Source organism: Pseudomonas sp. Pseusp21 (assembly GCF_059492145.1).
This window is the reverse complement of record NZ_CP168520.1, coordinates 3,588,533-3,614,345: the sequence shown is the minus strand read 5'-3', so window position 1 is coordinate 3,614,345 and position 25,813 is coordinate 3,588,533. Positions and strand designations below refer to the sequence as shown.

At 60.9% G+C, this 25,813-nt stretch carries 20 protein-coding genes; 9 read left to right on the top strand and 11 right to left on the bottom strand.

Annotated elements, in window-relative coordinates:
* Positions 1-247: 247 nt before the first annotated feature.
* Positions 248-3,205 carry an autotransporter outer membrane beta-barrel domain-containing protein gene (locus tag ACEN93_RS16530; RefSeq protein ID WP_495610274.1) on the bottom strand — a complete coding sequence of 986 codons (2,958 nt, stop codon included), beginning with the start codon at positions 3,203-3,205 and terminating at the stop codon, positions 248-250.
* 240 nt (positions 3,206-3,445) lie between these two features.
* Between ACEN93_RS16530 and ACEN93_RS16525 the strand changes: the two genes are divergently transcribed.
* Positions 3,446-4,798 (top strand): HipA domain-containing protein, encoded by a 1,353-nt coding sequence (locus ACEN93_RS16525; protein ID WP_495610273.1) that lies wholly within the window; start codon positions 3,446-3,448, stop codon positions 4,796-4,798.
* Positions 4,795-5,073: a helix-turn-helix domain-containing protein gene (locus ACEN93_RS16520; protein WP_039765075.1), complete on the top strand. Its 279-nt coding sequence runs from the start codon at positions 4,795-4,797 to the stop codon at positions 5,071-5,073. The genes ACEN93_RS16525 and ACEN93_RS16520 overlap by 4 nt, the downstream gene beginning before the upstream one ends.
* 30 nt (positions 5,074-5,103) lie before the next feature.
* On the opposite strand, the gene ACEN93_RS16515 is transcribed toward ACEN93_RS16520, so the two are convergent.
* From ACEN93_RS16515 to ACEN93_RS16505, 3 genes are read right to left on the bottom strand one after another with little or no spacing between them, the layout of a single operon-like run.
* The gene (locus tag ACEN93_RS16515; RefSeq protein ID WP_103385784.1) at positions 5,104-5,775 is read right to left on the bottom strand and encodes a GNAT family N-acetyltransferase; all 672 of its coding nucleotides are present in this window, start codon (positions 5,773-5,775) and stop codon (positions 5,104-5,106) included.
* A 12-nt stretch (positions 5,776-5,787) separates the two neighbouring features.
* Entirely contained in the window at positions 5,788-6,234 is a 447-nt protein-coding gene (locus ACEN93_RS16510; protein WP_039765078.1) for a GNAT family N-acetyltransferase, read from the bottom strand.
* Positions 6,235-6,244: 10 nt separating this feature from the next.
* Positions 6,245-6,868, bottom strand: a complete 624-nt coding sequence (locus ACEN93_RS16505) for an FMN-binding negative transcriptional regulator (RefSeq protein WP_085667442.1) — start codon at positions 6,866-6,868, stop codon at positions 6,245-6,247.
* Between the two features lie 92 nt (positions 6,869-6,960).
* Between ACEN93_RS16505 and pdxR the strand changes: the two genes are divergently transcribed.
* Complete coding sequence (gene pdxR / locus ACEN93_RS16500; RefSeq protein WP_495610272.1) at positions 6,961-8,541, top strand: MocR-like pyridoxine biosynthesis transcription factor PdxR; 1,581 nt, start codon at positions 6,961-6,963, stop codon at positions 8,539-8,541.
* Here pdxR and ACEN93_RS16495 read toward each other — a convergent pair.
* The 4 genes from ACEN93_RS16495 to ACEN93_RS16480 form a co-directional block, all read right to left on the bottom strand.
* A complete protein-coding gene (locus ACEN93_RS16495) occupies positions 8,523-13,139 on the bottom strand; it encodes a dermonecrotic toxin domain-containing protein (RefSeq protein ID WP_495610271.1) in 4,617 nt (1,538 codons plus the stop codon). The two genes, pdxR and ACEN93_RS16495, sit on opposite strands and share 19 nt — an antisense overlap.
* A 117-nt stretch (positions 13,140-13,256) precedes the next feature.
* Entirely contained in the window at positions 13,257-14,357 is a 1,101-nt protein-coding gene (locus ACEN93_RS16490) for a polyamine ABC transporter substrate-binding protein (RefSeq protein WP_495610270.1), read from the bottom strand.
* A complete protein-coding gene (locus ACEN93_RS16485; RefSeq protein ID WP_495610269.1) occupies positions 14,354-15,379 on the bottom strand; it encodes a histone deacetylase family protein in 1,026 nt (341 codons plus the stop codon). The genes ACEN93_RS16490 and ACEN93_RS16485 overlap by 4 nt, the downstream gene beginning before the upstream one ends.
* Positions 15,380-15,511: 132 nt before the next feature.
* Positions 15,512-16,510: an AraC family transcriptional regulator gene (locus tag ACEN93_RS16480; protein WP_074689909.1), complete on the bottom strand. Its 999-nt coding sequence runs from the start codon at positions 16,508-16,510 to the stop codon at positions 15,512-15,514.
* A 391-nt stretch (positions 16,511-16,901) separates the two neighbouring features.
* On the opposite strand from ACEN93_RS16480, the gene ACEN93_RS16475 reads away from it, so the two are divergent.
* Positions 16,902-17,312 carry a hypothetical protein gene (locus ACEN93_RS16475; protein ID WP_495610268.1) on the top strand — a complete coding sequence of 137 codons (411 nt, stop codon included), beginning with the start codon at positions 16,902-16,904 and terminating at the stop codon, positions 17,310-17,312.
* A gap of 163 nt (positions 17,313-17,475) precedes the next feature.
* On the opposite strand, the gene ACEN93_RS16470 is transcribed toward ACEN93_RS16475, so the two are convergent.
* The 3 genes from ACEN93_RS16470 to aspA form a co-directional block, all read right to left on the bottom strand.
* Positions 17,476-18,480 carry an asparaginase gene (locus ACEN93_RS16470; protein WP_039765091.1) on the bottom strand — a complete coding sequence of 335 codons (1,005 nt, stop codon included), beginning with the start codon at positions 18,478-18,480 and terminating at the stop codon, positions 17,476-17,478.
* A 99-nt stretch (positions 18,481-18,579) separates the two neighbouring features.
* Positions 18,580-20,025 (bottom strand): alanine/glycine:cation symporter family protein, encoded by a 1,446-nt coding sequence (locus ACEN93_RS16465; protein ID WP_163973737.1) that lies wholly within the window; start codon positions 20,023-20,025, stop codon positions 18,580-18,582.
* Positions 20,026-20,466: 441 nt separating this feature from the next.
* Positions 20,467-21,891 (bottom strand): aspartate ammonia-lyase, encoded by a 1,425-nt coding sequence (gene aspA, locus ACEN93_RS16460; protein WP_039765095.1) that lies wholly within the window; start codon positions 21,889-21,891, stop codon positions 20,467-20,469.
* Between the two features lie 180 nt (positions 21,892-22,071).
* Here aspA and ACEN93_RS16455 point away from each other — a divergent pair, with 180 nt between their 5' ends.
* The 5 genes from ACEN93_RS16455 (at position 22,072) to ACEN93_RS16435 (ending at position 25,789) form a co-directional block, all read left to right on the top strand.
* Positions 22,072-22,989 (top strand): LysR substrate-binding domain-containing protein, encoded by a 918-nt coding sequence (locus tag ACEN93_RS16455; RefSeq protein WP_039765098.1) that lies wholly within the window; start codon positions 22,072-22,074, stop codon positions 22,987-22,989.
* Positions 22,990-23,205: 216 nt separating this feature from the next.
* A complete protein-coding gene (purE, locus tag ACEN93_RS16450) occupies positions 23,206-23,697 on the top strand; it encodes a 5-(carboxyamino)imidazole ribonucleotide mutase (RefSeq protein WP_007954291.1) in 492 nt (163 codons plus the stop codon).
* A 10-nt stretch (positions 23,698-23,707) separates the two neighbouring features.
* The gene (locus tag ACEN93_RS16445) at positions 23,708-24,790 is read left to right on the top strand and encodes a 5-(carboxyamino)imidazole ribonucleotide synthase (protein WP_414882440.1); all 1,083 of its coding nucleotides are present in this window, start codon (positions 23,708-23,710) and stop codon (positions 24,788-24,790) included.
* Positions 24,791-24,903: 113 nt separating this feature from the next.
* Positions 24,904-25,149: a GlsB/YeaQ/YmgE family stress response membrane protein gene (locus tag ACEN93_RS16440; protein ID WP_003229635.1), complete on the top strand. Its 246-nt coding sequence runs from the start codon at positions 24,904-24,906 to the stop codon at positions 25,147-25,149.
* A 103-nt stretch (positions 25,150-25,252) separates the two neighbouring features.
* Positions 25,253-25,789 carry a DUF3299 domain-containing protein gene (locus ACEN93_RS16435; RefSeq protein WP_039765102.1) on the top strand — a complete coding sequence of 179 codons (537 nt, stop codon included), beginning with the start codon at positions 25,253-25,255 and terminating at the stop codon, positions 25,787-25,789.
* Positions 25,790-25,813 lie beyond the last annotated feature (24 nt).

Genomic DNA, 25,813 nt, shown 5'->3' with positions numbered 1-25,813 from the left:
ACCGCCAGGACAAGATGTTGGAGCTTGTATTTGCATTGGATGGGCATTCCGTTCGCCTCAGGTGAAATGAGGCCAAACTGTAAAAGTCGATGCCGGTGCGCCGATGCCGGGCAATTCCGAGCTGAACGCAGGTGATGACGTCTGCTTTTGTAGCCCGGGCGCTGGCGGGTAATGAACCCGCCATGATTACCCGATCGCCCAGACGCCTTTACCTACAGCTCCCGCTGAAATCCGGATTGGCGAAATCTCAAAAACTCATCTGCCACTGCCCGATCAACCCGTGATTACGGCTGTTGCTGCCAATCTCGCCGCTGTATCCAACCCCCAGCGTATGCCGCGCGGAAATGCCCAGATCCAGCCCCGCTTCCAGCACCAGACTGTCACGATCCAGCGAGCTGCCGTCGACACTGAACGCCGTGCCACCCACGACGAAGGCCTGACGGGTCGAGCTGCTGACATCGCCGTAGGTGTGCTTCCAGCCGGCGGCCATGCGCGGGGTGAGGCTCATGCCATTGTCCAGCGAGCTGAGGTGCGCCAGGCGTACACCGAAGGTGCTGCTGAAGTTGTCCTGGGTCTGGCTGTCGACCTGCAAGGCCGCCGCGCCACCCTTTTCCTGATAGCGCTCGCGGTGATAGCGCTGGTAGCCGAGGCTGGCGAACGGTTCGGCGCTCAGTCGGCCGCTGCCCATGGCATAGCCGAGTTCGGCGAAGGCTTGTTGGCTGTCGGCGTCGTAATCACCTTTGGGGCGATCGCTGAAACCATTGAACGCGATGGTGCGTTTGCTTTCGCCCTGATGGCCGCTGTAAGCCGCGCCGAGGCGCAGGGCCAGCGGGCCGTTTTGATGCAGCGCATAAACACCGGCGTGCCAGCTCTCGACATTGCCGTCGACACCGGTGGCGTCAAGGTCGGTCTTCGAATAGCCGCCGAGCACGCCCAGACGCCATTGTGGATTGAGTGCCCAGTCGGCACCGAGCACGCTGCCCTTGGTGCGCTGTTCCAGACCGCTGCTGCCGTGTTCGCCATCCAGCTTGCCGTAGCCGCCGATGGCCTGCAGCCAGAGCCGGCCCCGAGCGTTCGGGTCATTAAGGTTTCGCGCTTCTGACGGAACGCCGTTAGCCGCGAGGATCGGCGTATCACGCTGATCAAGACCGACCATCATGCCGGGACTGCCACCCATTTGCTGCATGGCCGAGAGCATGCTGCTGCCGACCTGGCTGCTGGCGCCGAGAGTGGCGCTGGTGAGGTTGGCGTTGCTGGCGCCGGCCAGTTGCTCGATGGCCGCGCCGGCGCTGGATTGCGTGGTGTTGAGCAGGGCGTTGTACAGCGCATTGTTCTTGCCGATCGAGGCCAGGCTGTTGGCGGCATTGCTGCCGTTGCCGGTGGCGGCGAATTCATTGAACGCCACGTCATTGCGGGTGTAAGTCAGGTCGACCTGCGTTGGCGTGTAAGCGAGGGTCGGTGTGAGGAACGCGTAGTCGCTGGTGACCGCGCCGAACGTGCCGTTGACCCGCGCTGCCTGCAGCACCGTGTAATGGCTCTGCCACGGATAAGTGCCGCTGCCGGGATTGACCGCCAGCGTTGCGCCGTTGAGGTTGGCCGTGCCGCCGATCTGGACTGGCGCGCTGCTGCCATCGGCGTTGACGCCGTAGGCGAGGGTGGATGCGCTGCCCATGTTCAAGTCGTGCGCGACGGTCGCGGTGCCGAGGCGGGAGTCAGTACGCAACGTGCCATTCACGTTGAGGTTGCCCACCGAACCACCACCCGCATACACACCTCCGGCGTCCACGGTCAGGTTGCCGGCGATACCGCCCTGGTTGATCAGCGTGGCGCCGTTGCGCACGGCACCGCCGTCGCTGAAGTCGCCGCTGCCGGTGAGCGTCCAGGCGCCTTGCTTGACTTCCAGCCATTCAAAGTTGCGGCTGGCACCGAAGCTGCCGCCGGCTGCGTCATCCATCACTACGCGGTCGTAACCGCTGCCGCCATCGACCACGCCGACAAAGCGGCTGCCGCTGCGCAGGGTCAGGCTGTCATTGCCACCACCCAGGTCCAGCGCCAGGCCGTTGCTGCCGCTGATCGTGCCGCCGTTGATCACGCTGTCGGCGAACTCTCCGACGAATTTCACGCCGAAGCCGTCGAGGCCCTGGATAGTGCCGTAGTTCTCCAGCGTGGTGGCCGCCAGCCCCGAACCGCCGCTGCCGTCATCCACCAGAATGGCGCTGTTGGCGCCGCTGATCAGTGCATCCTTGGCGTTGAGAATGTAACCGCCGCCCAGGGCAATGCCTTCACTGCCATTGGCGAAACCACCCTTGTCCACACCGCCGGCACCGACGCCCTGGATGATGCCGTAGTTTTCGATGTGAGCGATGTTGTCGATGTCCACGCCGTCGCCGTCACCATTGGGTTGCAGCCCGGAATACGCGCCAGTGATGGTGCCGTGGTTGATCACCGTGCCGTCGCCATCGGAACCGAAACCGGAGCCGTTGCGCCCGGTGATCTGCCCGTAGTTGACCAGCGTCGCTCCCAGGTCAGTGGTGATGCCATGCCGCCCGCCGGAAATCACGCCGTAGTTGGTCACGCTGACGCCGGTCGCGGTGTCGATATCGATGCCGTCGAACTTCTGGTCGGCGTTGTGCGAGTCACCGGTGGAGATCTCGCCGTAGTTGCTGATGGTCGCATTGGCGCCGGTTTTCATGCCGTCGCTGGCGTCGCCACGAATCAGCCCGCCCGCGCGGTTGATGATCGTGGTTTTTACCCCGTCGCTGCGCAACGCATCCAGATCCAGGCCTTGGCCGGTGGTCGAGCGAATGGTGCCACTGTTGTCGATCAACAGGCTGCCGCTGACAAAGTTGCTGTCGATGCGAATCGCATCGTTGGAACCGAGAATCTGCCCGCCGCTGCGGTTGTAGATCGCGTAGTTGCGCGCCTGGGTCAGGTCGCCGCTGCTGTCGATGGCCCGTCCGCCGGTAGAAATGATCTTGCCTGCGTTATCGATGATCACACCGACGCCGCTGGTGCCGTCCTTGAGGCTCACAGCCTTGCCGCTGTTGGTGATGCTGCCCGGCGCCGAAATCGTCAGTGTGTCTTTACCGCCCAATGTTTGCGACGCGGTGGTGGCGGTGTCGATCTGCACGGTCTTGCCATGGGCGGCGCTGGTGGCGATCAGCAGGGCAATGGCAAACGACAGTCGCTGGGGCGGGAAGGGCATGGGCAGAACGTCCTTTTTGTTATAAGCGGGGCGTTCTGTATAGCGGAGGGTTTTTACAGAATGATGTCCGTGGCGAACTCAGCGGCATCCGCATTATTTTGCGTTTATTTCGAGGTTTTATTTCTTAATCTGCACTTTATTGCAGATTAATGAATCTCTCTATCTTCTTAAATGCACTATATTGCACTTGTAGTTCACCAAACGACCGCATTAATGCATTTAATTGCAGATGAGAGCCGCATGCACAACCTGACATTGCAGATATTCGACGCCGGCAAATGGCATGACGCGATGGTGTTGAGTTTCGACTCGCCCGAAAAAGGCTTCGAAAGCCGCTGCAGTTTTGGCTACGAGTCGGCGTATCTGGTCGAAAACATTGAGGCTATCGGCTCGCCTTTTTCCAAGGCCGTGAGTGCGCTGTTGCCCCTTGATTGGGAAGGCCGGCGATCCATCACCCCTGCATTCGTGCATGACATCGCGCCGGCAGGCGCCGCTAAAAGGTTTCTTCTCGCACGTCTTGGGCAGGAGAAACCTGCAGGCATCAGTGCCGATCTTTACCTGCTCGGTCGCTGCACTCCGGCTCCGATCGGCAACATGCGGATAAAAGAGTCGGCCGAGGCTGTCGACGAGCGCAAGCCCATCGGGTTTCAGCGTCAGGAGGTCGTCAGCCGTGACCACCGCTTCCTTGAATATGCCTATGAAATGGGAGCTGCGATTGGTGGGGCGACTGGGGCCGGAGGTGAGGCTCCCAAGATTCTCCTGGCCGAGGATCATGCCGGTCTTTTGTACCCCGATGCCGTGCTGGATGATGAAAACGTCCATCAGCACTGGTTTGTGAAGTTCGCCCGGAATAAGGGAAGTCAAACCGATCAAGACATCCTGCGCAGCGAATTCCACTACTACCAGGCGCTTCAGGCACTGGGCATCGAAACCGTCGCGGCAGAAGGTCTGGCGTTAGAGGAGGCGAACAAACCCAGCTTGTGGATGCAGCGTTTTGATCGCCAGGTGACGAGCCGTGGGGTAGAGCGTTTTGCCGTGGAGTCGATTTACTCGTTGGCCGAAGTGACGACGCCGGGAAGCGCGATGAACCATATGGAAGTCATTCGCATGCTCGCCGAACTCTGGCGCAATGCGGGGCAAGCGGATCAGATTCCGGCACTGGTGGCGGACTATTTACGTCGGGACCTGATCAACAAGATTCTTGGCAACTCGGATAACCACGGTCGCAATACCGCAATCATTCGTGACGAGGGCTCGTATCGTCTGGCCCCCATTTATGACCTGGCCCCCATGGTCATGGATGACGAAGGTGTGACCCGCACGACCAAATGGCCAAAAGAGCTGGAGAGGGCGGGAGATGTCGATTGGCGAGGGGTTTGTCGCGCATTGGCGGATATTTCCGATCCGGATGACCCCTTGGCAGGGTTGTCCGACGCGCCGGAATCTTTCGAGCGCCTGCGTGAAGATGTGCAGTGCCTGGCCGAGTTGCCCGACATTTTGAGCGCCAGCGGTTTGCCTGACCGGACGATGAATCATCCGGGCGTCCACCTGAAAAACCTGGAGCAACGATTGAAAGAGTGGGATCTGAAATGAGCATGACCGTCGTCGAGCGAACCGTGCTCATCGAAAGCATTCAAGAAGCGCTGGCTGAAGGAACCGTAGAAATCGGTGAAGCCGTTCGCCGTTTACGCGTGGAGGTGACCGGGCTGCATCAGACCCAGTTCGCAAAGATGTGCAAGATTTCGGTACGCACGCTGGTGCACATCGAACACGGCGAGGGTAATCAGACACTGAAATCCCTGAATGCCGTGTTCCGCCCGTTCGGGCTGAAAATGGGCGTGGTACGGGTTCGGCGAAACAACAGCTGAACCCGCAACCCGCTTAGTGTCGAGCAAGTTTCAAGCGCGGCACTCAACCAACCCTCTCACCTGCCCATCGGCCGTCTGATTCTCATCGCTCAACCAGCGCTCGAACCCCGCCGCAATCGCCGGCCATTCCGAGTCCAGAATCGAGTACCACGCGGTATCGCGGTTCTGGCCCTTGACCACCATGTGCTGGCGGAACACGCCTTCGAAGCTGAAGCCCAGGCGCTCGGCCGCGTATTTGGAGCGGGCGTTGCCGTTGTTGCATTTCCATTCCAGGCGGCGGTAGCCGAGAGCGAAGGATTCTTTGGCCAGCAGGTAGACCGCCTCGGTGCTTTTCGGCGAGCGCTGCATCGGGGCGCCGAAGGTGACGTGGCCGATTTCGATGCGGCCCTGGGCCGGGACGATCGACATCAGGCTGAGGATGCCTTGCACCTGGCCGCTGACGCGGTCGATGACACTGAAGAAATACGGGTCGCTGTGGGCCGCGTGGTTGTTCAGCCAGTCATTGAAGACGCTGCGTTCCGGAAACGGCCCGTAGGGCAAGTAATCCCAGAGTTTCGGGTCGGCGCCGGGGCCTTGCAGGGCGTTGAACAGGTCGTCGCCGTGGCGCGCCGGGTCGAGCTTTTCGAGGCGGATGAAGCGGCCTTCGATCAGGGTGGTGGAGGGCGGCGGCACACCTTTCCAGTCGGCGAGGGAAGTCGTCATGCATGTGGCTCCTTAAATGGCTTTGCGAAACTGGATGAAACCCGGGCGCTCGGCGATGCGCTCGTAGAGCTGGATCGCCGTGGCGTTGGTTTCGTGGGTCAGCCAGTGCACCTTGCAGCAACGATCGGCCTTGGCCGTGGCGTAGACATGTTCGATCAGCAGGCGACCGACGCCGGTGCCACGGGTTTGCGGCTCCACCAGCAGGTCTTGCAGGTAGCAGGAGTTTTCGATGCTCCAGTTCGAACGATGGTAGATGAAATGCACCATGCCCACCGCTTTGCCGTCGGCCCAGGCGAGGGCGGCGTGGGTCGGTTCGTTCGGGTCGAGAAAGCGCTGCCAGGTGCTTTGGCTGACGGCGTCCGGCAATTCCGTGTTGTAGAAGCGCAGGTAGGCCTGCCACAGCGGCAGCCAGGCGGCGTGATCGGCGGCGCTGACCGGACGGATGTCGATCTGACTCATGGTGATTTCCTTAACGCATCAAGTGAGCGAGGGTTTGATCGTTGATGTCGGGGCTGGCAGACAGGCCTTCGCGCACGCCGGCGATGTCTTCGGCGCTGCGGTTCTGGCTGAGCTTGCGCTTGCCTTCGAGGCGGTCGATCGGAATGGCGAACCCGACGATGGCCTTGAGCATGCCGTCGATGTAATCGGCCGGGGCATCGTCGACCGACCAGGGCTGGGCGCGGCCGGCCTCATGGCGATTGGTGAGGGTGCTGACGATATCCAGCAGGCGACCACCGTCGCTGAAGGTTTCGGCGTGACCGTAGGCGTGCACGGCGACGTAGTTCCAGGTCGGCACGACTTTGCCGTGCTCGGCCTTGCTCGGGTAAAAGCCCGGGCTGACGTAGGCATCGGCACCGGGGAAAATCAGCAGGGCCTCGGCGCCGTCGCGCAGGTCTTTCCACTGCGGATTGGCTTTGGCCAGATGCCCGTACAGCGTGCCGTTCGGACCTTGTTCGCGATGCAGCAACACCGGCACATGACTGGCCTGCAAGCCTTGTTCGCCGTGGGTCACCAGAATGGCGAGGCGGGTGGCGAGGATCAGTTCGTGCAGTTGGGACAGGTCGTCGATGGCAAAGGCGCGGGGTGTGTACATGGAGAAAATTTCCTTGGCGAATGCCTGCATCGTAGGCAGGCTATTGGTCTGTTGTAAGAGCCATTGATGACCAATTTCATAGGTCCATTGTCATGCCCGATTCGACCACGCTGTCGCTGCCGTTCAACCCTGCCGGTATCGAACTCGACCGCCGCAAAGGCTTGAGCCGCCAGCTCTACCAGGCCTTGCGCCTGCGGGTACTCGACGGGCGCCTGGCCAGCGGCACGCGGTTGCCGGCGAGCCGCGATCTGGCGGCAGCGTTGGGGATTTCCCGCAACAGCGTGGTACGTGCCTACGATCAGCTGTATGCCGAAGGTTTCATCGAAGGCCGGGTCGGGGACGGCACTTATGTGGCGCAGTTGCCGCAATCGCTGGCGCCCGCGAAAAAACTATCCACAAAACTATCCACAAAAGTATCCACAGGGTTTTCAACAGGCTTACCCACAGCCTTATCCACAATTTCGGCCAATTCCACTGGGAATTTATCCAGCAAAGTTATCCACAGCCGTGCGTTGCAGCGGCTTGAGCAGAACCATTTACCGACGCCACCGAGCGGTCCGCCGCGAGCATTCCGGGTCGGTATTCCGGCCTTCGATCTGTTCCCTTTCGACGTCTGGGCCAAGCTGAACGCGGCGTTCTGGCGCAAACCCGATTTGCAGCAACTGTGTTACGGCGATCCGGCAGGCGATGCGCGCCTGCGCGGTCTGATTGCCGCTTATTTGCGCAGTTCGCGCGGCATGCAGTGCTCGGCTGAGCAAATTGTGATCACCAGTGGCGCACAACAGGGAATCAGCCTTTGTGCACAGTTGCTGGTGGAGCCGGGCGCCGGGGTCGGTATCGAGAATCCCGGCTACCGCGCAGCCGGTCATGCCTTTGCGCTGGCCGGTGGTCGATTGCAAGGTATTGCCGTGGACGAAGAGGGTATCGACTGCGCGGCACTGGCGGCCGCCGAAGATTGCCGGGTGGCTTATGTCACGCCGTCTCATCAGTACCCGACGGGGGTGGTGATGAGTCTGGCGCGACGCCTGGAACTGCTGACCTGGGCCGAGCGCACCGGCGGCTGGATCGTCGAGGATGACTACGACGGCGAGTATCGCTACACCGGCGCGCCCTTGGCCCCGCTGGCTGCGCTCGACCGCCAGGGTCGCGTGTTGTACGTCGGCACTTTCGGCAAAGTTGCGTTCCCGGCGCTGCGCCTGGGGTATCTGGTGTTGCCGCCGGGACTGGTGGAAGCCTTTGCGCAGCGGCGGGCGGTGGATGTCCGGCATTCCGAAGTGAGCACTCAAGCGGTGATGGCCGAGTTCATGGCAGCCGGGCATTTCCAGCGGCACATCCGACGGATGCGCCGGGCAGCGCTGAGCCGGCGCAACACGTTGATCAACGGTTGGCCGCAAGGCCTGGCGGGTGTCGGCGCACTGCCGGCGGTGTCGGCCGGGCTGCATCTCACCGTGGCGGTCGACAGCGTGGCCCGCGAACAACAACTGATCGAACAGGCCGCCAGCGTAGAGGTGGAGATCCATGGCCTGAGCAAATACTGGCTGCCGGATTCGACGACGCCGCTCGATCAGCGTGCCGGCCTGGTGCTGGGTTTTGCGGCGGTGCCGGAGCCGGCGATCGAGTCGGCTCTGGTCCGTTTGCATGAAGTGTGGCGCCGTTATTCGTCTTTCGGTTGAGGCTCCGGCTCCGGCTCCGGCTGTGGTTTGAGGAACAGATCGCGTACCTGCGGATCGACAATACGCCGTAGTGCATTATCGACGGCATCGAAGGTGCTCAGTGTCTGACGGGATTTTTCATCGAGCGTCTGCAGATAGGCATCGGCCGGTTTCAGATGGGCGATGGTGTACTGCTCATCGGCATCCTTGAGCTGGTCGTAGTGGAAATGCGCCACCCACAACGGCTTGTCCGCCCGGGACTTGTCGAGAATTCGATACTCCTGGAAGTAGTCTCCGCGATGGCGGGTGCGAATACGACCGCGTGGATCCTTGCTGACCTTGAGCTGCCCATGGTCGTGCAGCCAAAGGAAGTAGGCTTCCCGAGGTTTGCGTTGTTTAAGCATGGCCGCATAGGCCGCAATACCTTCAGCGTGGGTGCGGGTGGCAGCTTCGCGCAGATCGCCGCTCAACGAAGTGACGGGCCACGGATCCTTTTTCGCGTTTTTTCTGCGGATGATCGCTTCGTCGACATCGCTGGCCGCTTTTTTGAGGCGTTCGACCTGCTGCTCGAACATGTCGCGGATGTCTGCGGGAATACGCCCTGGCCGCCTGGCGTCCTCGCGGGTCTTGCGGTTGAAACGGTCGATGTCTGCTGCAAGCTGCATGGCTGATGAAATAAGGTCTTCGTCATCCGCAGGCGCTTTCGGTTCGGGCCGTTGGGTGGAAAATTTGACGAATGCGGTCTCGCTGTCGGCGTCGCCTTCCGGGGCGGTCGAAGCCTGTTCGTCCACCTCAGGGCGTGGACGACTCTTGGTGATTTTCACTTTGGACTGCGATGTGGACGGCTGCGGCCGGGACTTGACGGGCGTCGGTCGCTCTTGCGGTTCGGGCAACTCCGTGGTCAGGCGCTCGCGGGCGACCGCACGGAATTCGCCGATCAGTTCGCGGATCCTGTCGAGCCTTGCCTGGACGAACTGACCGGGGTGCTCGGCGGGCAGCTGTTCGACGCGTTCTCCGAGACTGGCGAACAGGTCGTTCCATCGCGACAAACGTTCGATACGTGCCGGCTGCCCATCCGCCGCCACCTCTGTTTTGCTCAGCAGGCTCAACTCATGAGCAGCGTCGGCAGCGGTGGCCGTAATGATCCCGATCGCGACGCGGGCTTCATTCATGGCGGCCCCCGGTTGCTCCACGACACAGCGTTCGTAGGACATGCCGATTTCATTGGCTTTCAGGTCCAGCGGGGTGAAGTCCGGCAGTAGAAGCTCCAGCTTCTCTGCCACCTTCCGGGCCTTGCTCGAATGGCCGCTCAAGACTTGCAGTGAGTGATCCAGCGTCTCCAGGTTGACAATCATTTGATCGCTCAACGCGGTGGCGACGGTGGCGATCTCGATCTGTTGCTTGCGCGGTAGCGGTGTCCGGTGGTTCACACTGTCGACGAATATCTGTGTGGTTTTGGCGTAGATCCGCATCTTCACCCGCAGCCAGGAGCCAAAGCAGCGATGCTGACCCAGGGTCAGCGTCATCAGTTTGGCCTGATGCAGTGAACCGCCGCCTCCTGACTGGCGCCAGAGTTCGAGTTGGGCCAGGGCCTGGGTGTAGTCGTTGCCCAGTTTCGTGGCCCTGTCCAGATAAGTGGAAGCAGCGCGTTCAAATCCGGCCTCGCTGGTATCTTTTGGAAGGGATACCAGCGCTTGCAGAAGTCGTGTTTTTTCCTGGGTTTCACGCGCTTCGAATTGCTCCAGCTTGGTCCAGGCGGCGTCCATCGTCTGCTTTTTGGAGCGACGGAAGGCCTCGATCCGGCTTTTCGGCATGCCCCCGCGCAAGCGCAACTTCGGATCCCAGTGCCATTGTCCGGTTGTCTCGTCATATTTCACGGCCATGCCGATATGCAGCGGATCGACCGGATCGACAAGGTGCACCGGCTCGTCTTTTTCGGCGCTGACCTGGAACCAGCGCGTGCCGACCTGGACGCAGGTCTTGCCCTTCAGGGTGTACAGATGAGTGTGCGGCGAGGGTTGTTTGCCGATCAAGTCAGGTTTGGGGATCTGGAACCGGTCGAGCATCTTGATGAAGCGTGTGCTGTTGTCCGGTCGCAGCAGTGCCCCCTGTTCGATTTGAGTGAGATGTGCGGCAGGCACTTCTCCGATAAGGGGTGTTGGATCGAGTGTGACGGATGGCGTGGCCTCTTCCGGGGCGGGTTCTGTTTTCTGCGCAGGCAATCGGACGGCTTCGTCCTGCTGTTTCAGGCGCGGCAGCCACGAATGATTGCGTCGCGCCACGACGTGCTGGGTCAGGATGATGCCGAGCGTCAGCAGCACATCGCCGGTGGATTTCCAGGCCACCACGGTGTCGTCACGTTCATGGGCATCGATCGCCTGCTGGATCTGCGTGATGGTCTGCCAGACCCAGACGGCGGTGCCCGCCGCGCCGCTCATGAAGTTTGCGGCGACATTGAAGGCTGCCCAGCCACTGTCCGTCAGAAGCGCCCAGCGGCGCTCGCTGTTGGACTGTGACTGGCGGTTCGCAAGTTCAACCAGCGCCTGACTGTTCGCCGCGTACAGCGACGCGAGAATGTCCCCGTGGAGTGGTGCGTTCTCCAGTTCGATCGGACCGGTCAGGTCGAGGTGCATGAAGGGTTCGGTGCCCAGTTGGGTGATGATCCATGGCGAGGGCAGACCGACCGGGAAGGCGTACTGCGAGTACTCGAAGCTCCGCGCCGCGTTGTCCAGCCAGGCCAGTACCGAGCTGCGCAATTCGCCATCCTGATAAAGCGCATACATAAGGTTCTGCAAAGACGCGAACTGCATCAATGGCGTGTCCAGCAGCGGACGGTATAGCAGGCAAGGTCCCTGGGTGTGTACGCGCGGGCAAATGATGAACATGTTGGTGACTACGTCCGAACGCCGGCTCAAACGGCGGCGAGGGACAAACGCCAGAGGACGGATGGTGACCGGATGTTCGGGTGTCGGCAGTTTGCGGGTGATGGCATCCATCAATTGGCAGACATACGCATAACCGTGTTCATCGACGCCGCCCTGCTGCTTGAGTTTGCACTCCAGCGCCAGCAGCGGCAGAAGCGTCGGCAATTGGCGCAGGTAGCGGGTCTTTTGCGCAGCCGAACGGATCGGGTCATCAATCAACGCGCGTTTGATCACTTGCGGGTAGTGACCGCCGATGTCGACCTTTTGCGCGATGCCGCTCAGAAAATCCACAGTCAGCCAGGCAGGCACGGCCCGGCCATTGTCGAAGGCGATTGTGGCTTGATAGGGCGGAGCGTTTTGCAGGGCGAATTCGCCCAGGGTTTCGTGAGTCCGGTCAAACGGGTTGGGCAGCGTGAAGCCGCCGGTTTCGAAGCTGTGGGTGACGATGATGCGCAAGTGTTCAAAAGGCAGGTCGGCAGCTCCGGTGGCGCTTTTGTCGGCGATGATCGCTTCGCGCATCCGGCGTTCGGCATAGGGTTCGATCAGCGGGATGTCGTCTTCCTTGAACACGCCATTCTCGGATTCGTTGCGCAAGGTTCCGAGCTCGGCAATGTAGCGACTGTAGTCTTGCAGATCATCAGCAGAGCCGGCTTGCAACCAGTCGGGAATGACCTCTTCCAGTTTGTCGAGACGGGCTCGCTCGAGCGAACTGAAACGTGCACGGCTTTGTCGCGCGGAACCGGCGCGGGCACTGATCGACGGGCTGGCGGGATCCAGCGCCTCGATGGCTTCGAGCTGATTGCTGATCAGCGCTTGTGCCACGGCATCGAAAATATTCCCTTCAGGCTCGATCAGGCGCCATTTCAGTGAGCGACCGGCCAGCTCCGGGGCGATCCGCTGCGGGAGCGTTTCACCCAGCTCGGTCAGTGAATCGAATGACTCATAGCCATCGGCAACGGTGTACATCAAGACGCGTTGCCGCTGTTTGACGGTCGCGGTCAGCACCAGCGCGCCGGCGATGATCAGGTGTGTGCTGTCGTCGCCTTCGACCAGGTCGATATCCATCAGGCAGGCCTTGAGCCCGACGTAATCGCTGTTCACGCCCGATCGTCCGGCCCGGTCCGGGTGCTGCGCGACAAATCGTGCCAGTGCGCAATCGTCGGCGCCCCAGCCGCTGGCCGTCTGCACATTCGCAGCCGAACACACAAGATCGGACAGCTCTTGCCAGCGTGGCCGGCTGCCGGGCGATTCGTTCCAGTAATCAAGCTGGCGCTGCTGGTATTCGAGGAACAGAAACGGGGCGTGATCGTTCATCAGCGAAGTGATGTCGTCCATGCTCACCGGCAACAGAATCGGCGGGACGGCTTCGGGTGATCGGGTCAGGAAGTGCTCCCCGTCAAGATAATCAGCCTTGGTCTTGTGCAGGGAGTGCTGGATAAAGGCGTGAGTCAGGGACTCGTAGGCGAAGGCTCTGGAGGGGCTCTGCAAGGGATCGGATTCGCGCAGGGGCGTCGCAAGCAGGGTTCGATCCGGATCGATGTGTTGCTCGGGATGGTTTTTGCTCAGCGCTTTGCGCAATAACGCCGAGGCGACCTGATGCAGCGAGTAACCCTGGCCGATCAGTTCAGCCAGCAGGCTCTGTTTCAACAAGGGAGGGGAAACACTGGGTACAGTGATGGCGGTAGATTCTGTCATGGTCATGTCCATGGGAAAAATCCGGACACTAGAACCTCGGTCGCGACGCAGTGGGGTACATAAATCTTGCAGGCAAAAAAAGACCCGCGAAGGCGGGTCTGTTCAGGTTGTCAGGTTTCAGGTGCCGGACTTGATTTTGGTCCACGCCCGCGTGCGTGCCCGTTCCGCATCGCGCGGCAACGGTTGCAGGGTGTAGAGCGTATTCATCGCCGCATCGGTCGGGTACAGATTCGGATTGTTGCGAATTGCCGGATCGACCTGCGCGGTAGCGTCCTTGTTCGGGTTCGGATAGCCGACAAAATCGCTGACCGGCGCAATCACCTGCGGTTGCAGCAGGTAGTTGATGAAGGTGTAGGCGTCCTGGGGATTCTTCGCGCCTTTCGGGATCGCGAGCATGTCGAACCAGATCGGCGCCCCTTCCTTCGGCAGGCGCATGTCGACCACCACGCCGTTCTTCGCTTCCCTGGCGCGGTTGGCGGCTTGCGAGAAGCTGCCTGAATAACCGACCGCGACGCAGATGTCACCGTTGGCGATATCGGCCATGTACTTGGACGAATGGAAGTAGGTCACATATGGACGGATCTTCATCAGCAGCGCTTCAGCCTTGGCGTAGTCCGCCGGGTTCTTGCTATTGGGATCCAGGCCAAGGTGTTGCAGGGCCAGCGGCAGGATCTCCGAAGGCGAATCGAGCAGGGCCACGCCGCACTGCTTGAGCTTGCTGATGTTCTCTTCCTTGAAAATCAGGTCCCAGCTGTCCACCGGCGCGTTGTCGCCCAGCACCGCCTTGACCTTGGCCGGGTTGAAGCCGATCAGGATGGTGCCGTACATGTACGGCACGGCGAACTGGTTGCCCGGATCGTTGGCCTCGATCAGCTTCATCAGTTTCGGGTCGAGGTGGTTCCAGTTCGGCAACTGGCTGCGATCCAGCGGTTGGAATACCCCGGCCTCGATTTGCTTGGCGAGGAACACGTTGGACGGGACCACCACGTCATAGCCGGAGTTGCCGGTCAGCAGCTTGGCCTCCAGCGCTTCGTTGGTGTCGAAGATGTCGTAGACCAGTTTGGTCTGGCTGTTCTGCGCCTTGAAATCTTCCAGTGCCTTGGGGGTGATGTAGTCGAACCAGTTGTAGACGCGCAGGGTGCGTTCATCCGCGTGTGCGGCGCCGCTCAGCAGCGCCGCGCACAACGCTGGCGCGATGAGGTGCTTGATTCTGCTCATTGTTCGAAACCTTCGAGCACGTTCACCGCGTTGATGCCGATTTCTTCTACCGCGTAGCCACCTTCCATGACGAACAGAGTCGGTTTGCCGAGCGCCGCGATGCGTTTGCCCATCGCCAGGTAATCCGGACTGTCGAGTTTGAACTGCGAGATCGGGTCGTCCTTGAAGGTGTCGACGCCCAGCGACACGACGATGATGTCGGCGCCGTAGTTGTCGATCTGCTGGCAGGCTTGATCCAGCGCCGCACTCCAGACATCCCAGCCGGAACCGGCCGGCAGCGGGTAGTTGAAGTTGAAGCCTTCACCGGCGCCTTCGCCGCGTTCATCCTCGTAGCCGAGGAAGAACGGGAATTCCGCTTCCGGGTGGCCGTGGATCGAGGTGAACAGCACGTCGCTGCGCTCGTAGAAAATTGACTGGGTGCCGTTGCCGTGGTGGTAGTCGACGTCGAGGATCGCGACCTTCTTGTGGCCCTGATCGAGGAATGCCTGCGCGGCGATGGCGGCGTTGTTGAGGTAGCAATAACCGCCCATCAAGTCGCCGGCAGCGTGGTGTCCCGGTGGACGGCACAGGGCGAAGGCACCCCGGGCGCCACGCTGGATTTCCGCTTGTGCGGTCAGCGCCACCTGCGCCGCGCTGTACGCCGCTTGCCAGGTGCCGGCGGTGATCGGCGCGCCGCCGTCGAAGCTGTAATAACCGAGCTGGCCGTGCAGGCTGGTCGGCTTGACCTGACGCAAGGTGCGCGCCGGCCAGGTGTAGGGCAGCAAGTCGCCGTCGGCGTTGAATTCGGTCCAGCGCGCCCAGGCACCTTTGAAGAAGTCGAGGTAGTCGCGGCTGTGGATGCGCTCGATCGGCCCGAGGCCGAAATCCTTCGGCGCCTCGACCGGGCCGAGGTTTTGGTTTTTCACCCGCTGCAGCACGTGGTCGGCGCGCGACGGCATCTCGAAGCAAGGCTTGAGTTGCCCGTCGATCAATTCGCAACGGCCATGGTGCAGGTGGTGATCGTCAGAGTAGATCGTCAGCATTTGTTGTTCTCCGCAGGGGCTGATTCGGTTGGCTCCAGTGTTGCGGCGTGGAGCGAATCGGAGAACGGCCAGAGAGGCCAAAAGGGGATCGATGTGGCCAAAAATACTGACCTGATATCGCCCCTCGACGGTTTAACCGTGTGGTCGGAACTGACTCGGCGCCACGCCGCTCCAGCGCACGAAGGCATGGCGGAAGCTCGCGGTCTCGCTGAAGCCCAGGGTTTCGGCGATGCGGTAGATCGGCAACTGATCCTCGCAAAGCATCTGCTTGGCCCGCTCGAAACGCAGTTCGTCGAGCAGCTCCTGGTAGCTGCAACCCATGTCCTTCAGATGCCGGCGCAAGGTACGCGGCGAGCAGTTCATCTGCTGCGCCAAACCTTCCAGCCCCGGTGCGGCGTTGAGCTGAGCGCTGAGCAACTGGCGGATTCGCCCCAGCCACGCCTGACGGCCGGTGAACTCGGTGTTCTGCTTGCGGCAGCGTTCGGCCATGGCCTGGTGGGTGATGATGTCAGCCAGCGGCAGCGGCTGATCGAGCCAGCGCCGGTCGAAGGCGAAGGCATTGTCCTTGGCGCCAAAGTGCAGCGGCGCCTTGAAGAGTTCGGCGTAGCTGTCGCGGTAATCCGGCGCGGTGTGTTCAAAGCGGGTGGCCAGCAATGGCAGCGGATGGCCGAGCAGGTCGTCGCAGATGACTTTCAGCGACACCAGACAGAATTCGGCATTGAACACCGCCATCGCCGGGCTTTCGCGGTAATCGGCAGCGACGAACCAGACGCGCTCGCCGTCGTCCTCCAGGCTCAGTTCGAAAAGTGTTCCCAGCAGCGCCGGATACCGGATCGCCAGGCGCAAAGCGTCACCGAAGGTGGCACAGGTCAGCAGCGCGTAACCGAGGATGCCGTAGCAGGAAACGTGCATGCGCCGGCCCAGTTCCAGACCGATGTCATGCTTGAGCGCGACTGCATTGGCGCAGACCTGCATCTCCTGGTTGGTGGTGATGCGAGTGTCGGCCCGGCTCAGATCCGCCGCGCTGATGCCGCTGCCGGCCAGCAGCGCTTCGCTGGACAGGCCCTGATCCCTGAAGGTGTTGAGCACCAGGGAGACAGCGTTGAGGGTGGTGAGGTGGGAGTGGAGCATGGGGCAATCCGGGCTGAAAAGAACTGTATTGGTGCAAGTTGCGTGCCGGGCAATTTGGGTTTGGCGAGAGCGCCGGATGATAGTTGGTTTAAGTTTTTTACGTGGAGTTTTAATATTTCGTAAATGTTCACAGCGGAAATATTCTGAGTTGTTGGATTAAAAATATAAAGTCAGAGCTGGGGGCTTCAATTTACATGCTTGATTGTGAGCTAACCACTGTCAGAAATTACAGGTCGGATCTATAAATACGACCGCTTGTCGGTTAATTTAAATTCTCGAATTCTATTTGACATGAATTTTTTGACTTCTATTGTGAAAGTTGTCGCCCCGCCCGAAGTCAGCAGTTGGAATGCGACCATTTTTGATTCGCTGGAAAGCAAAGGAGATTGAAATGAGCAAGAAAGCAGACTTTGACGACATCGTTGCCGATAAATTTAAAGGTTTGAAAATGGGTCCGGCCGAGGGGAGTATGAAGGTAAGGATTAATGGTCTGGAAAAAGTATTTAGTACGACTAAGGGTTCCAACCATGAGAGCAGCATGTTTATCATTTACAAGTATGAAGACATAAAGATCAATATTTTCTGCATTAAGGAATATGGTGTAGAAATACCCTTTGATATCTGGAGTGACACCGTTCTGCAATTTGTAACGCCTGAAGGTATTCAGTATCCAAGTGAAGGCGGTGTGACCCTATATGAGGGTACAGAACCTAATTCATATCATGGGGTTTTTCATGCGAAAATTGCGGAGGGATCGACAAGCCTGGATAAAGGGGTTTTTGATGTAGTATTCCCTCAATGAGTAGTATGGAAAGGTGGGTACTTTTGGAGTGTGATCAGAAGGGTAACTCCAAACTCACGCTAGGAGGATTTGCATTTACGTAAGATTGATTGTTTTAAAACCTTCCTGCAGAAGTTCTGCAGGAAGGTCAATTGATGTTAAAAAATTGTATTTACAGCCCTGATCAGATGAGTTCGCCGCACAGATCGAGTTCGACCAGTCGCCGCACTTCAGCTGTCTCAAGACTCGCACCAAGCAATCCGTTCAACTTGCCGAACGCTGCCTCGCGAGTCATCCCGCCACCAGACAACACGCCAACACCACGCAAGCGGCTGCCCGCTTCGTAGACATCCAGCTCCACGCCGCCTTCATGGCACTGCGTGACCGCAACCACGACCACGCCGTTGTCCCGCGCCCGGCCGAGGCTGGCGAGGAATTGCGGGTTATCGCTCGGTCCGGTGCCGCTGCCGTAGCATTCCAGCACCAGACCCTGAATGCCGCTGTCGAGCAGGCCGTCGATGATCTCGGCGCCAATGCCTGGGAACAGCGGCAACACCGCAACCTTGGCCAGTTGCTTCGGTTGGTTGTAGTTCAGCGCGGCCGGCAAGGAAGTGGCTTTCACGCCGCCGCCCTGACGCTCCAGGCGTTTGAACGGATGACGGCCGAAGCTGCGCACTTTCGCGCAGCGGGTCGGGGCCAGCAGTTCGCCGTGGAAATACAGATGCACGCCCGGCGCCAGGCCGTGGCCGAGGGCGACCAGTGCGCCGCTGAGGTTTTCCCAGGCGTCGCTGTCGGTGACGCCGGCCGGCAGCATCGAACCGGTGAAGCACACGCGGGCATGCAGGCCGAGCAATTGGAAGCTCATGGCGGCGGCGCTGTAGGCCAGGGTGTCGGTGCCGTGCAGGATCAGTACGCTGTCGCAGCCTTGCACATCGACGGCGTCGACCACCGCTTCTCGCAGTTGCTGCCAGTAGGCCGGGGTCATGTTGGCGCTGTCGATCAGCGGCGACATCTCGCGAAAGCGCCACTGCGGCACCACCAGCTCTGGCTGGCTGTGCAGGTAATCGCGCATCCGCGCTTCGAAACCGGACGCCGGGGCCAGGCCATTGGCGCTGGCCTGCATGCCGATGGTGCCACCGGTGTACAGCACCATGACGTGCTGGGCGGCAGGGTAGGTCGAGGAATTCATGGGGAGTTCTCCTGAACGAGGACAGCATGCGGTCGAGCATGACGCCGACCGCTGCTTGTGTCACGCCGAGCGCAGGATCTGCGCCCGGTTTTTACCCGATCAGCGTTGCGCTGCCGGGATGCCTTGCGGCTGAGTGTTGGCCTGGGTGTCGGCCGACGGGTTGGCAGGCCAGGCTTTCAGGTCCAGATCCAGGTCGCTGAACTTGCTGGAGTCGAACACCGGCTGGTCGACGCCTGCGCGGCGCTGCGCATCGTAGTCGCGCATCACGCGCATGCCGACCTTGAACAGCAGGGCCAGGGCCATCAGGTTGACGAAGGCCAGGCAGGTCATGGTGATGTCGGCGAAGGCGAACACGGTCGACAGGTCCTGCATCGAGCCCCAGACCACCAGCGCCAGCACCAGGCCGCGGAACGTCATCAGTGCAGCGCGGTTGCGGGTGAGGAACTGCAGGCTGTTTTCGCCCAGGTAGTAGTTGTAGAGGATGCAAGTGAAGACGAACAGCGACAGTGCGACGCTGACGAACATGCGGCCCCAGTCACCGACCACGGCGGCCAGCGAGTTCTGGGTCAGGACGATGCCGTCACCCTCGAAGCCCGGGGTGTAGAAGCCCGACAGCAGGATCAGCAGCGCGGTGCAGGTGCAGATCACGAAGGTGTCGAGGAACACGCTGAACGCCTGAACCACGCCCTGAGCGCCCGGGTGCTTCACGGCCGCCACGGCGGCGACGTTCGGCGCACTGCCCAGGCCCGCTTCGTTGGCGAACACGCCACGTTTCACGCCCATCACGATCGCGCTGCCGAGCAGGCCGCCGAAAGCCGGGTCGAGACCGAAGGCGCTTTTGAAGATGGTCACCAGCATGGCTGGCACGTGTTCGATCTGGGTGCCGATCACGTACAGGGTCACGCCGATGTAGGCCAGGGTCTTGATCGGAACCAGCAGGTCGGACACCGAAGCAATACGCTTGATGCCACCGATGAAGGTAATGGCCAGCAGCACCGCCAGGACGATGCCGGTGTGTTGCGGGTCGAAGGCAAAAGCGTTCTGCAGCGAGTGGGTCACGGTGTAGGACTGCAGGCCGATGAAGGCGAAGCCGTAAGTGACCAGCAGCAGGATCGAGAACACCACCGCCATGCCTTTGAGCTTCAGGCCGTGCTGGATGTAGTAAGCCGGGCCGCCACGGTACAAACCGTCGCCATCGGCGCGCTTGTAGACCTGGGCCAGGGTGCATTCGAAGAAGCTGCTGGACATGCCGACCAGAGCGGTCACCCACATCCAGAACACCGCACCCGGACCACCCAGGGTCACGGCGATGCCGACACCGGCGATGTTGCCTGCACCGACGCGGCCGGCGAGGCTGAGCATCAGGGCCTGAAACGAGCTGAGTTGCCCGGCGCTGCCCTTGAGGCTGTCGCGGAACACCGCGAACATGTGGAAGAAGTGGCGCAATTGAACGAAACGCGAGCGAATCGTGAAGTAGCTACCGAGCCCGACAATGAGCACGATCAGTACTTTCCCTGAGAGGAAGTCGTTGATGACTTCGAGCATGGATTTTTCCTCGCTGTTTATTGTTTAAGCAAATGCTGGATGGTCAGAAACATCGCGTTACACCGGTGTGCGCGCGGCACAACGGGCGAGGCGAGGGTTCGTCCCGGATCCATATCGCGGGTTTGTTATTAGTTCGGGTTTCGCATGGGTTATGGCCTCGTTACCGACGACCGCTCACGCGAAGAGGGGCGGCACTATACCGATCAGTGCGGCGCCCGTCTGCACGGTTGTGGTGCAAGCGACGAAACGAAGCTTTGAAACACCCGACGTTACCGGCGTCGGGCTTGTCTGGGAGCCGGTTTGCAGCCAGCTTCCATACATACGGTTCTCAGGTTCAAACAGTTAAAAAAAAGGGCTCGGGGAATCATCCCCAAGCCCTCAAAAGGTGAGAGGTGTCTAGTCCCTCGACCTGGTGAGCGGTGCTACAAGTCACGCGTCGGCTCAGGCTTTGAGCGGAACCAGACGCGGAGCAATCATGTTTTCCGGGCGCAGGATGTCGGCGAGCATGGCTTCGTCGAGCAGACCTTCTTCGCGCACCAGTTCCAGCACGCCGCGGCCGCTTTCAAGGGCGATACGGGCGATGCGGGTGGCGTTTTTGTAGCCGATGTACGGGTTCAGTGCAGTGACCAGACCGATCGAGTGTTCGACCAGTTCGCGGCAGCGCGCTTCGTTGGCGGTGATGCCGACGATGCAGTGCTCGCGCAGCATGTCCATGGCGCGTTGCAGCAGGCGGATCGAGTCGAGGATCTTGAAGGCGATCAGCGGCTCCATCACGTTCAGTTGCAGTTGGCCGCCTTCGGCTGCCATGGTCAGCGCCAGATCGTTACCGATGACCTGGAATGCCACCTGGTTCACGGCTTCCGGGATCACCGGGTTGACCTTGCCTGGCATGATCGAGCTGCCTGGCTGACGCGCTGGCAGGTTGATTTCGTTGATGCCGGTGCGCGGGCCGCTGGACAGCAGGCGCAGGTCGTTGCAGATCTTCGACAGCTTGACCGCGGTGCGCTTGAGCATGCCGGAGAACAGCACGAAGGCGCCCATGTCGGAAGTGGCTTCGATCAGGTCGGCGGCTGGAACCAGCGGTTGACCGCTGATCAGCGCCAGACGCTGTACGGCCAGGGCCTGGTAGCGCGGGTCGGCGTTGATGCCGGTGCCGATCGCGGTGCCGCCCAGGTTCACTTCGGTCAGCAGTTCCGGGGCCAGCGTCTTCAGACGGGCCAGGTCTTCGCCCATGGTGGTGGCGAAAGCACGGAATTCCTGACCCAGGGTCATCGGCACGGCGTCTTGCAGCTGGGTACGACCCATCTTCAGGACGTGGTTGAATTCTTCACCCTTGGCCGCAAACGCCTGAATCAGGCTGTCGAGGCTGGCCAGCAGCGCGTCGTGACCCAGCAGCAGACCCAGGCGGATCGCGGTCGGGTAGGCGTCGTTGGTCGACTGCGCCATGTTCACGTCGTCGTTCGGGTGCAGGTACTGGTACTCGCCTTTCTGGTGACCCATCGCTTCAAGAGCAATGTTGGCGATCACTTCGTTGGCGTTCATGTTGGTGGAGGTACCGGCGCCACCTTGAATCATGTCGACCACGAACTCTTCGTGGAAATCGCCGCGGATCAGACGGGCACAGGCTTCGCTGATGGCAGCGTGCTTGGCTTCGCTCAGGTGACCCAGCTCGCGGTTGGCGTCAGCAGCGGCCTGTTTGACCATTGCCAGACCGACAACCAGCTTCGGGTAGTGCGAAATCGGAACGCCCGAGAGACGGAAGTTGTTCACCGCTCGCAGGGTCTGGATGCCGTAATACGCTTGAGCAGGGACTTCGAGGGTGCCAAGCAGGTCGTTTTCTGTGCGGAATGATGCAGCGGAGGACATGATAGAAATCATCTCGATAGGGACCCGGTCTGTGCCGGAACGCTGCGAATGCTAGGCTTGTGGGAATTTTTGGGCCAATGCTGTTAAACACTGCCCTATGCACATTCGGCATAATGCCCGTGTGACGCCGCATGCGCGGCAGACGTGCGACCTGTTTTGGTGCGTGTCCGGGAGGACGTGATGAATCTGGAAAGCAAATGGCTGGAGGACTTCAGTGCTCTGGCCGCCACCCGCAGCTTCTCGCAGGCGGCCGAACGGCGCTTCGTGACCCAGCCGGCCTTCAGTCGGCGGATCCGCAGCCTGGAAGCGGCGCTCGGGCTGACGCTGGTCAACCGCTCGCGCACGCCGATCGAGCTGACGGCGGCGGGGCAATTGTTCCTCGTAACCGCGCGCACCGTGGTCGAACAGCTCGGTGAAGTGCTGCGCCATTTGCATCACCTCGAAGGTGGGCAAGGCGAAGTGATCCAGGTCGCAGCGGCGCATTCGTTGGCGCTCGGATTCTTCCCGCGCTGGATCGCTCAACTGCGCAACGAAGGCCTGAACATCGCCACCCGGCTGGTCGCGACCAACGTTGGCGACGCGGTGCACGCGCTGCGTGAAGGTGGCTGCGACTTGATGCTGGCGTTCTATGACCCGGACGCCGCCATGCAGATGGACCCGGAAATCTTCCCGTCGCTGCACCTGGGCCAGACCGAAATGCTCCCGGTGTGCGCGGCGGATGCCGATGGCAAACCGATGTTCGATCTGGAAGGCGAGGGCAGTGTGCCGTTGCTGGCGTATAGCGCCGGAGCGTTTCTCGGGCGTTCGGTGAATGGCTTGCTGCGCCAGCGTCAGCTGCGTTTCACCACGATTTATGAAACCGCCATGGCCGACAGCCTGAAAAGCATGGCGCTGGAAGGCCTTGGTATCGCCTGGGTTCCGCAACTGAGCGTGCGGGCCGAACTGGCCCGTGGCGAACTGGTGGTCTGCGGCGGTGCGCAATGGCATGTGCCGCTGGAGATTCGCCTGTACCGCTGCGCGCTGGTGCGCAAGGCCAATGTGCGGTTGTTGTGGCGCAAGCTGGAAGGCGGGGCGGCGCAAGGTCCGGCCGGTGCGTGAAACATGTCCCGGTCACTGACCTTCGAGTCAATAAAACCGGGCTTTTGCGGCAGATGACAGATGGTCGCAACGGGGGCTGTTTATTGCTTTCTTTGCGGTATACTGCGCGGCCTTCGGCCGGTTCGTCCGGCCATTTTTCCTACAACAAGCCACGCATCCTGCGTGGCTTGTTGTTTTTGACGCGCCTGCGGGCGCCCAGAGAGAAGAGGCGCGACGATGAGTGCACTGGTTGGCGTGATCATGGGCTCCAAGTCCGATTGGTCCACCCTTAGCCACACCGCCGATATGCTGGAAAAGCTCGGCATCCCGTACGAGGTCAAGGTGGTTTCTGCCCACCGCACCCCGGATCTGCTGTTCCAGTACGCCGAAGAGGCTGAAGGCCGAGGAATCGAGGTGATTATCGCCGGTGCCGGTGGCGCAGCCCACCTGCCAGGCATGTGTGCGGCCAAGACCCACCTGCCGGTGCTGGGCGTGCCGGTGCAGTCGGCGATGCTTTCGGGCGTCGACTCGCTGCTGTCGATCGTGCAGATGCCGGCCGGCATTCCGGTCGCCACCCTGGCCATCGGCAAGGCCGGCGCGATCAATGCCGCGCTGTTGTCGGCGAGCATCCTGGGCGCCAAGCATCCACAATTCCACGCGGTACTGAAAACCTTCCGTGCCGAGCAGACAGACAGCGTCCTGGACAATCCAGACCCACGTATTGCCTGAGGTTGTTGAGATGAAGATCGGTGTAATCGGTGGCGGCCAGTTGGGTCGCATGTTGGCCCTGGCGGGTACTCCGCTGGGCATGAACTTCGCTTTCCTCGACCCTGCGCCGGACGCTTGCGCCGCTGCGCTGGGCGAACACCTGCGGGCCGATTACGGCGATCAGGATCACCTGCGTCAACTGGCCGATGAAGTCGATCTGGTGACCTTCGAGTTCGAAAGCGTCCCGGCGGAAACCGTAGCTTTCCTTTCGCAATTCGTGTCGGTCTACCCGAGCGCTGAAGCCCTGCGCATCGCCCGCGACCGCTGGTTCGAAAAGAGCATGTTCAAGGACCTGGGGATTCCGACCCCGGCGTTCGCCGACATCCAGTCGCAAGCCGACCTGGACGCCGCCGTTGCGTCGATCGGCCTGCCGGCCGTGTTGAAAACCCGCACCCTGGGTTACGACGGCAAGGGCCAGAAAGTCCTGCGCAAGCCGGAAGACGTGGTCGGTACGTTCGCCGAACTGGGCAGCGTGCCTTGCCTGCTGGAAGGCTTCGTGCCATTCACCGGTGAAGTGTCGCTGATCGCCGTGCGCGCCCGCGATGGCGAGACGAAATTCTATCCACTGGTGCACAACACCCACGACAGCGGCATTCTCAAGCTGTCGGTCGCCAGCTCCGATCACCCGCTGCAGGCCCTGGCCGAAGACTATTCCAGCCGCGTACTCAAGCAGCTGGATTATGTCGGTGTGATGGCGTTCGAGTTCTTTGAAGTCGACGGTGGCCTCAAGGCCAACGAAATCGCCCCGCGCGTGCACAACTCCGGGCACTGGACCACCGAAGGCGCCGAGTGCAGCCAGTTCGAAAACCACCTGCGGGCCGTTGCCGGTCTGCCGCTGGGCTCGACCGCCAAGGTCGGCGAGAGCGCGATGCTCAACTTCATCGGTGTGGTGCCACCGGTCGAGAAGGTCATCGCCATCGACGATTGCCACCTGCATCACTACGGCAAGGCCTTCAAGGCCGGGCGCAAGGTCGGTCACGCCAACCTGCGCTGCAAGGACAAGGCGACCCTCGAGCAGCAGATCCTCAAGGTCGAAGCGCTGATCGCCGAGTAACGACAGTTTCATCTGGCAACGGCGGAACCATTGCGGGGCCGCCGTTCTCTGATGGCAGGATGCGAAAGTCTGGCTAGGCTTCATCGCATATCTACCATTCAGAGGGAAATGCCATGGGAATTATCGGAACCATCTTTATCGGCCTCATCGTCGGCCTGCTGGCGCGGTTCCTGAAACCGGGCGATGACAGCATGGGCTGGATCATGACCATCCTGCTCGGTATCGGCGGTTCGCTGGCAGCCACCTACGGCGGCCAGGCCCTGGGCATCTATCAGGCCGGTCAGGGCGCAGGTTTCATCGGTGCGCTGGTTGGCGCCATCGTATTGCTGGTGATCTACGGCCTGATCAAAAAGAACTGATTCAAAGCGACAAAGTCCTCTCCGCCAATCCGGCGGGGAGGGCTAAAATGCTCGGCGATTCAGCGTCCCCTCCCTTTTCGAGCATCCTTTACCGAGCACCTTCATGCGCCGTCTTCTGTTGACTCTCCTTTTGCTGGGCAGCGGTATGGCCCACGCCGGCGAACTGCCGGAAACCGACTGGCTGGAACTGATGCCCAAGTCGGACCAGAAAGCCCTCGAGGCCATGCCTGAAATCGACCACAACTCCCCGGAAGCCACCGGCACCTTCACCCAGAAAGGCGGGATGAAGCAGGCCAAAGGTTTGCCGGCGGTGATGTATTCGACCAAGACCGTGGCGTCGATGAATGACAAACACATCCGCATCGGCGGTTATCCGGTGCCGCTGGAATCCGACGCCAAGGGTCGCAGCACGCTGTTCTTCCTTGTGCCGTACCCGGGCGCCTGCATCCATGTTCCGCCACCGCCACCGAATCAACTGGTGCTGGTGCGCTATCCGAAGGGTTTGAAGCTGGACGATATCTACACGCCGTTATGGGTGACCGGCACGCTGAAGATCGAAAAGGTCAGCAATGACCTGGCCGATGCGGCGTATGCGCTGGAAGCGGACAAGGTGCGGGTGGTGCAGGAATCGGATCTGTAATTCAGACCCGCAAAAAAAACGCAG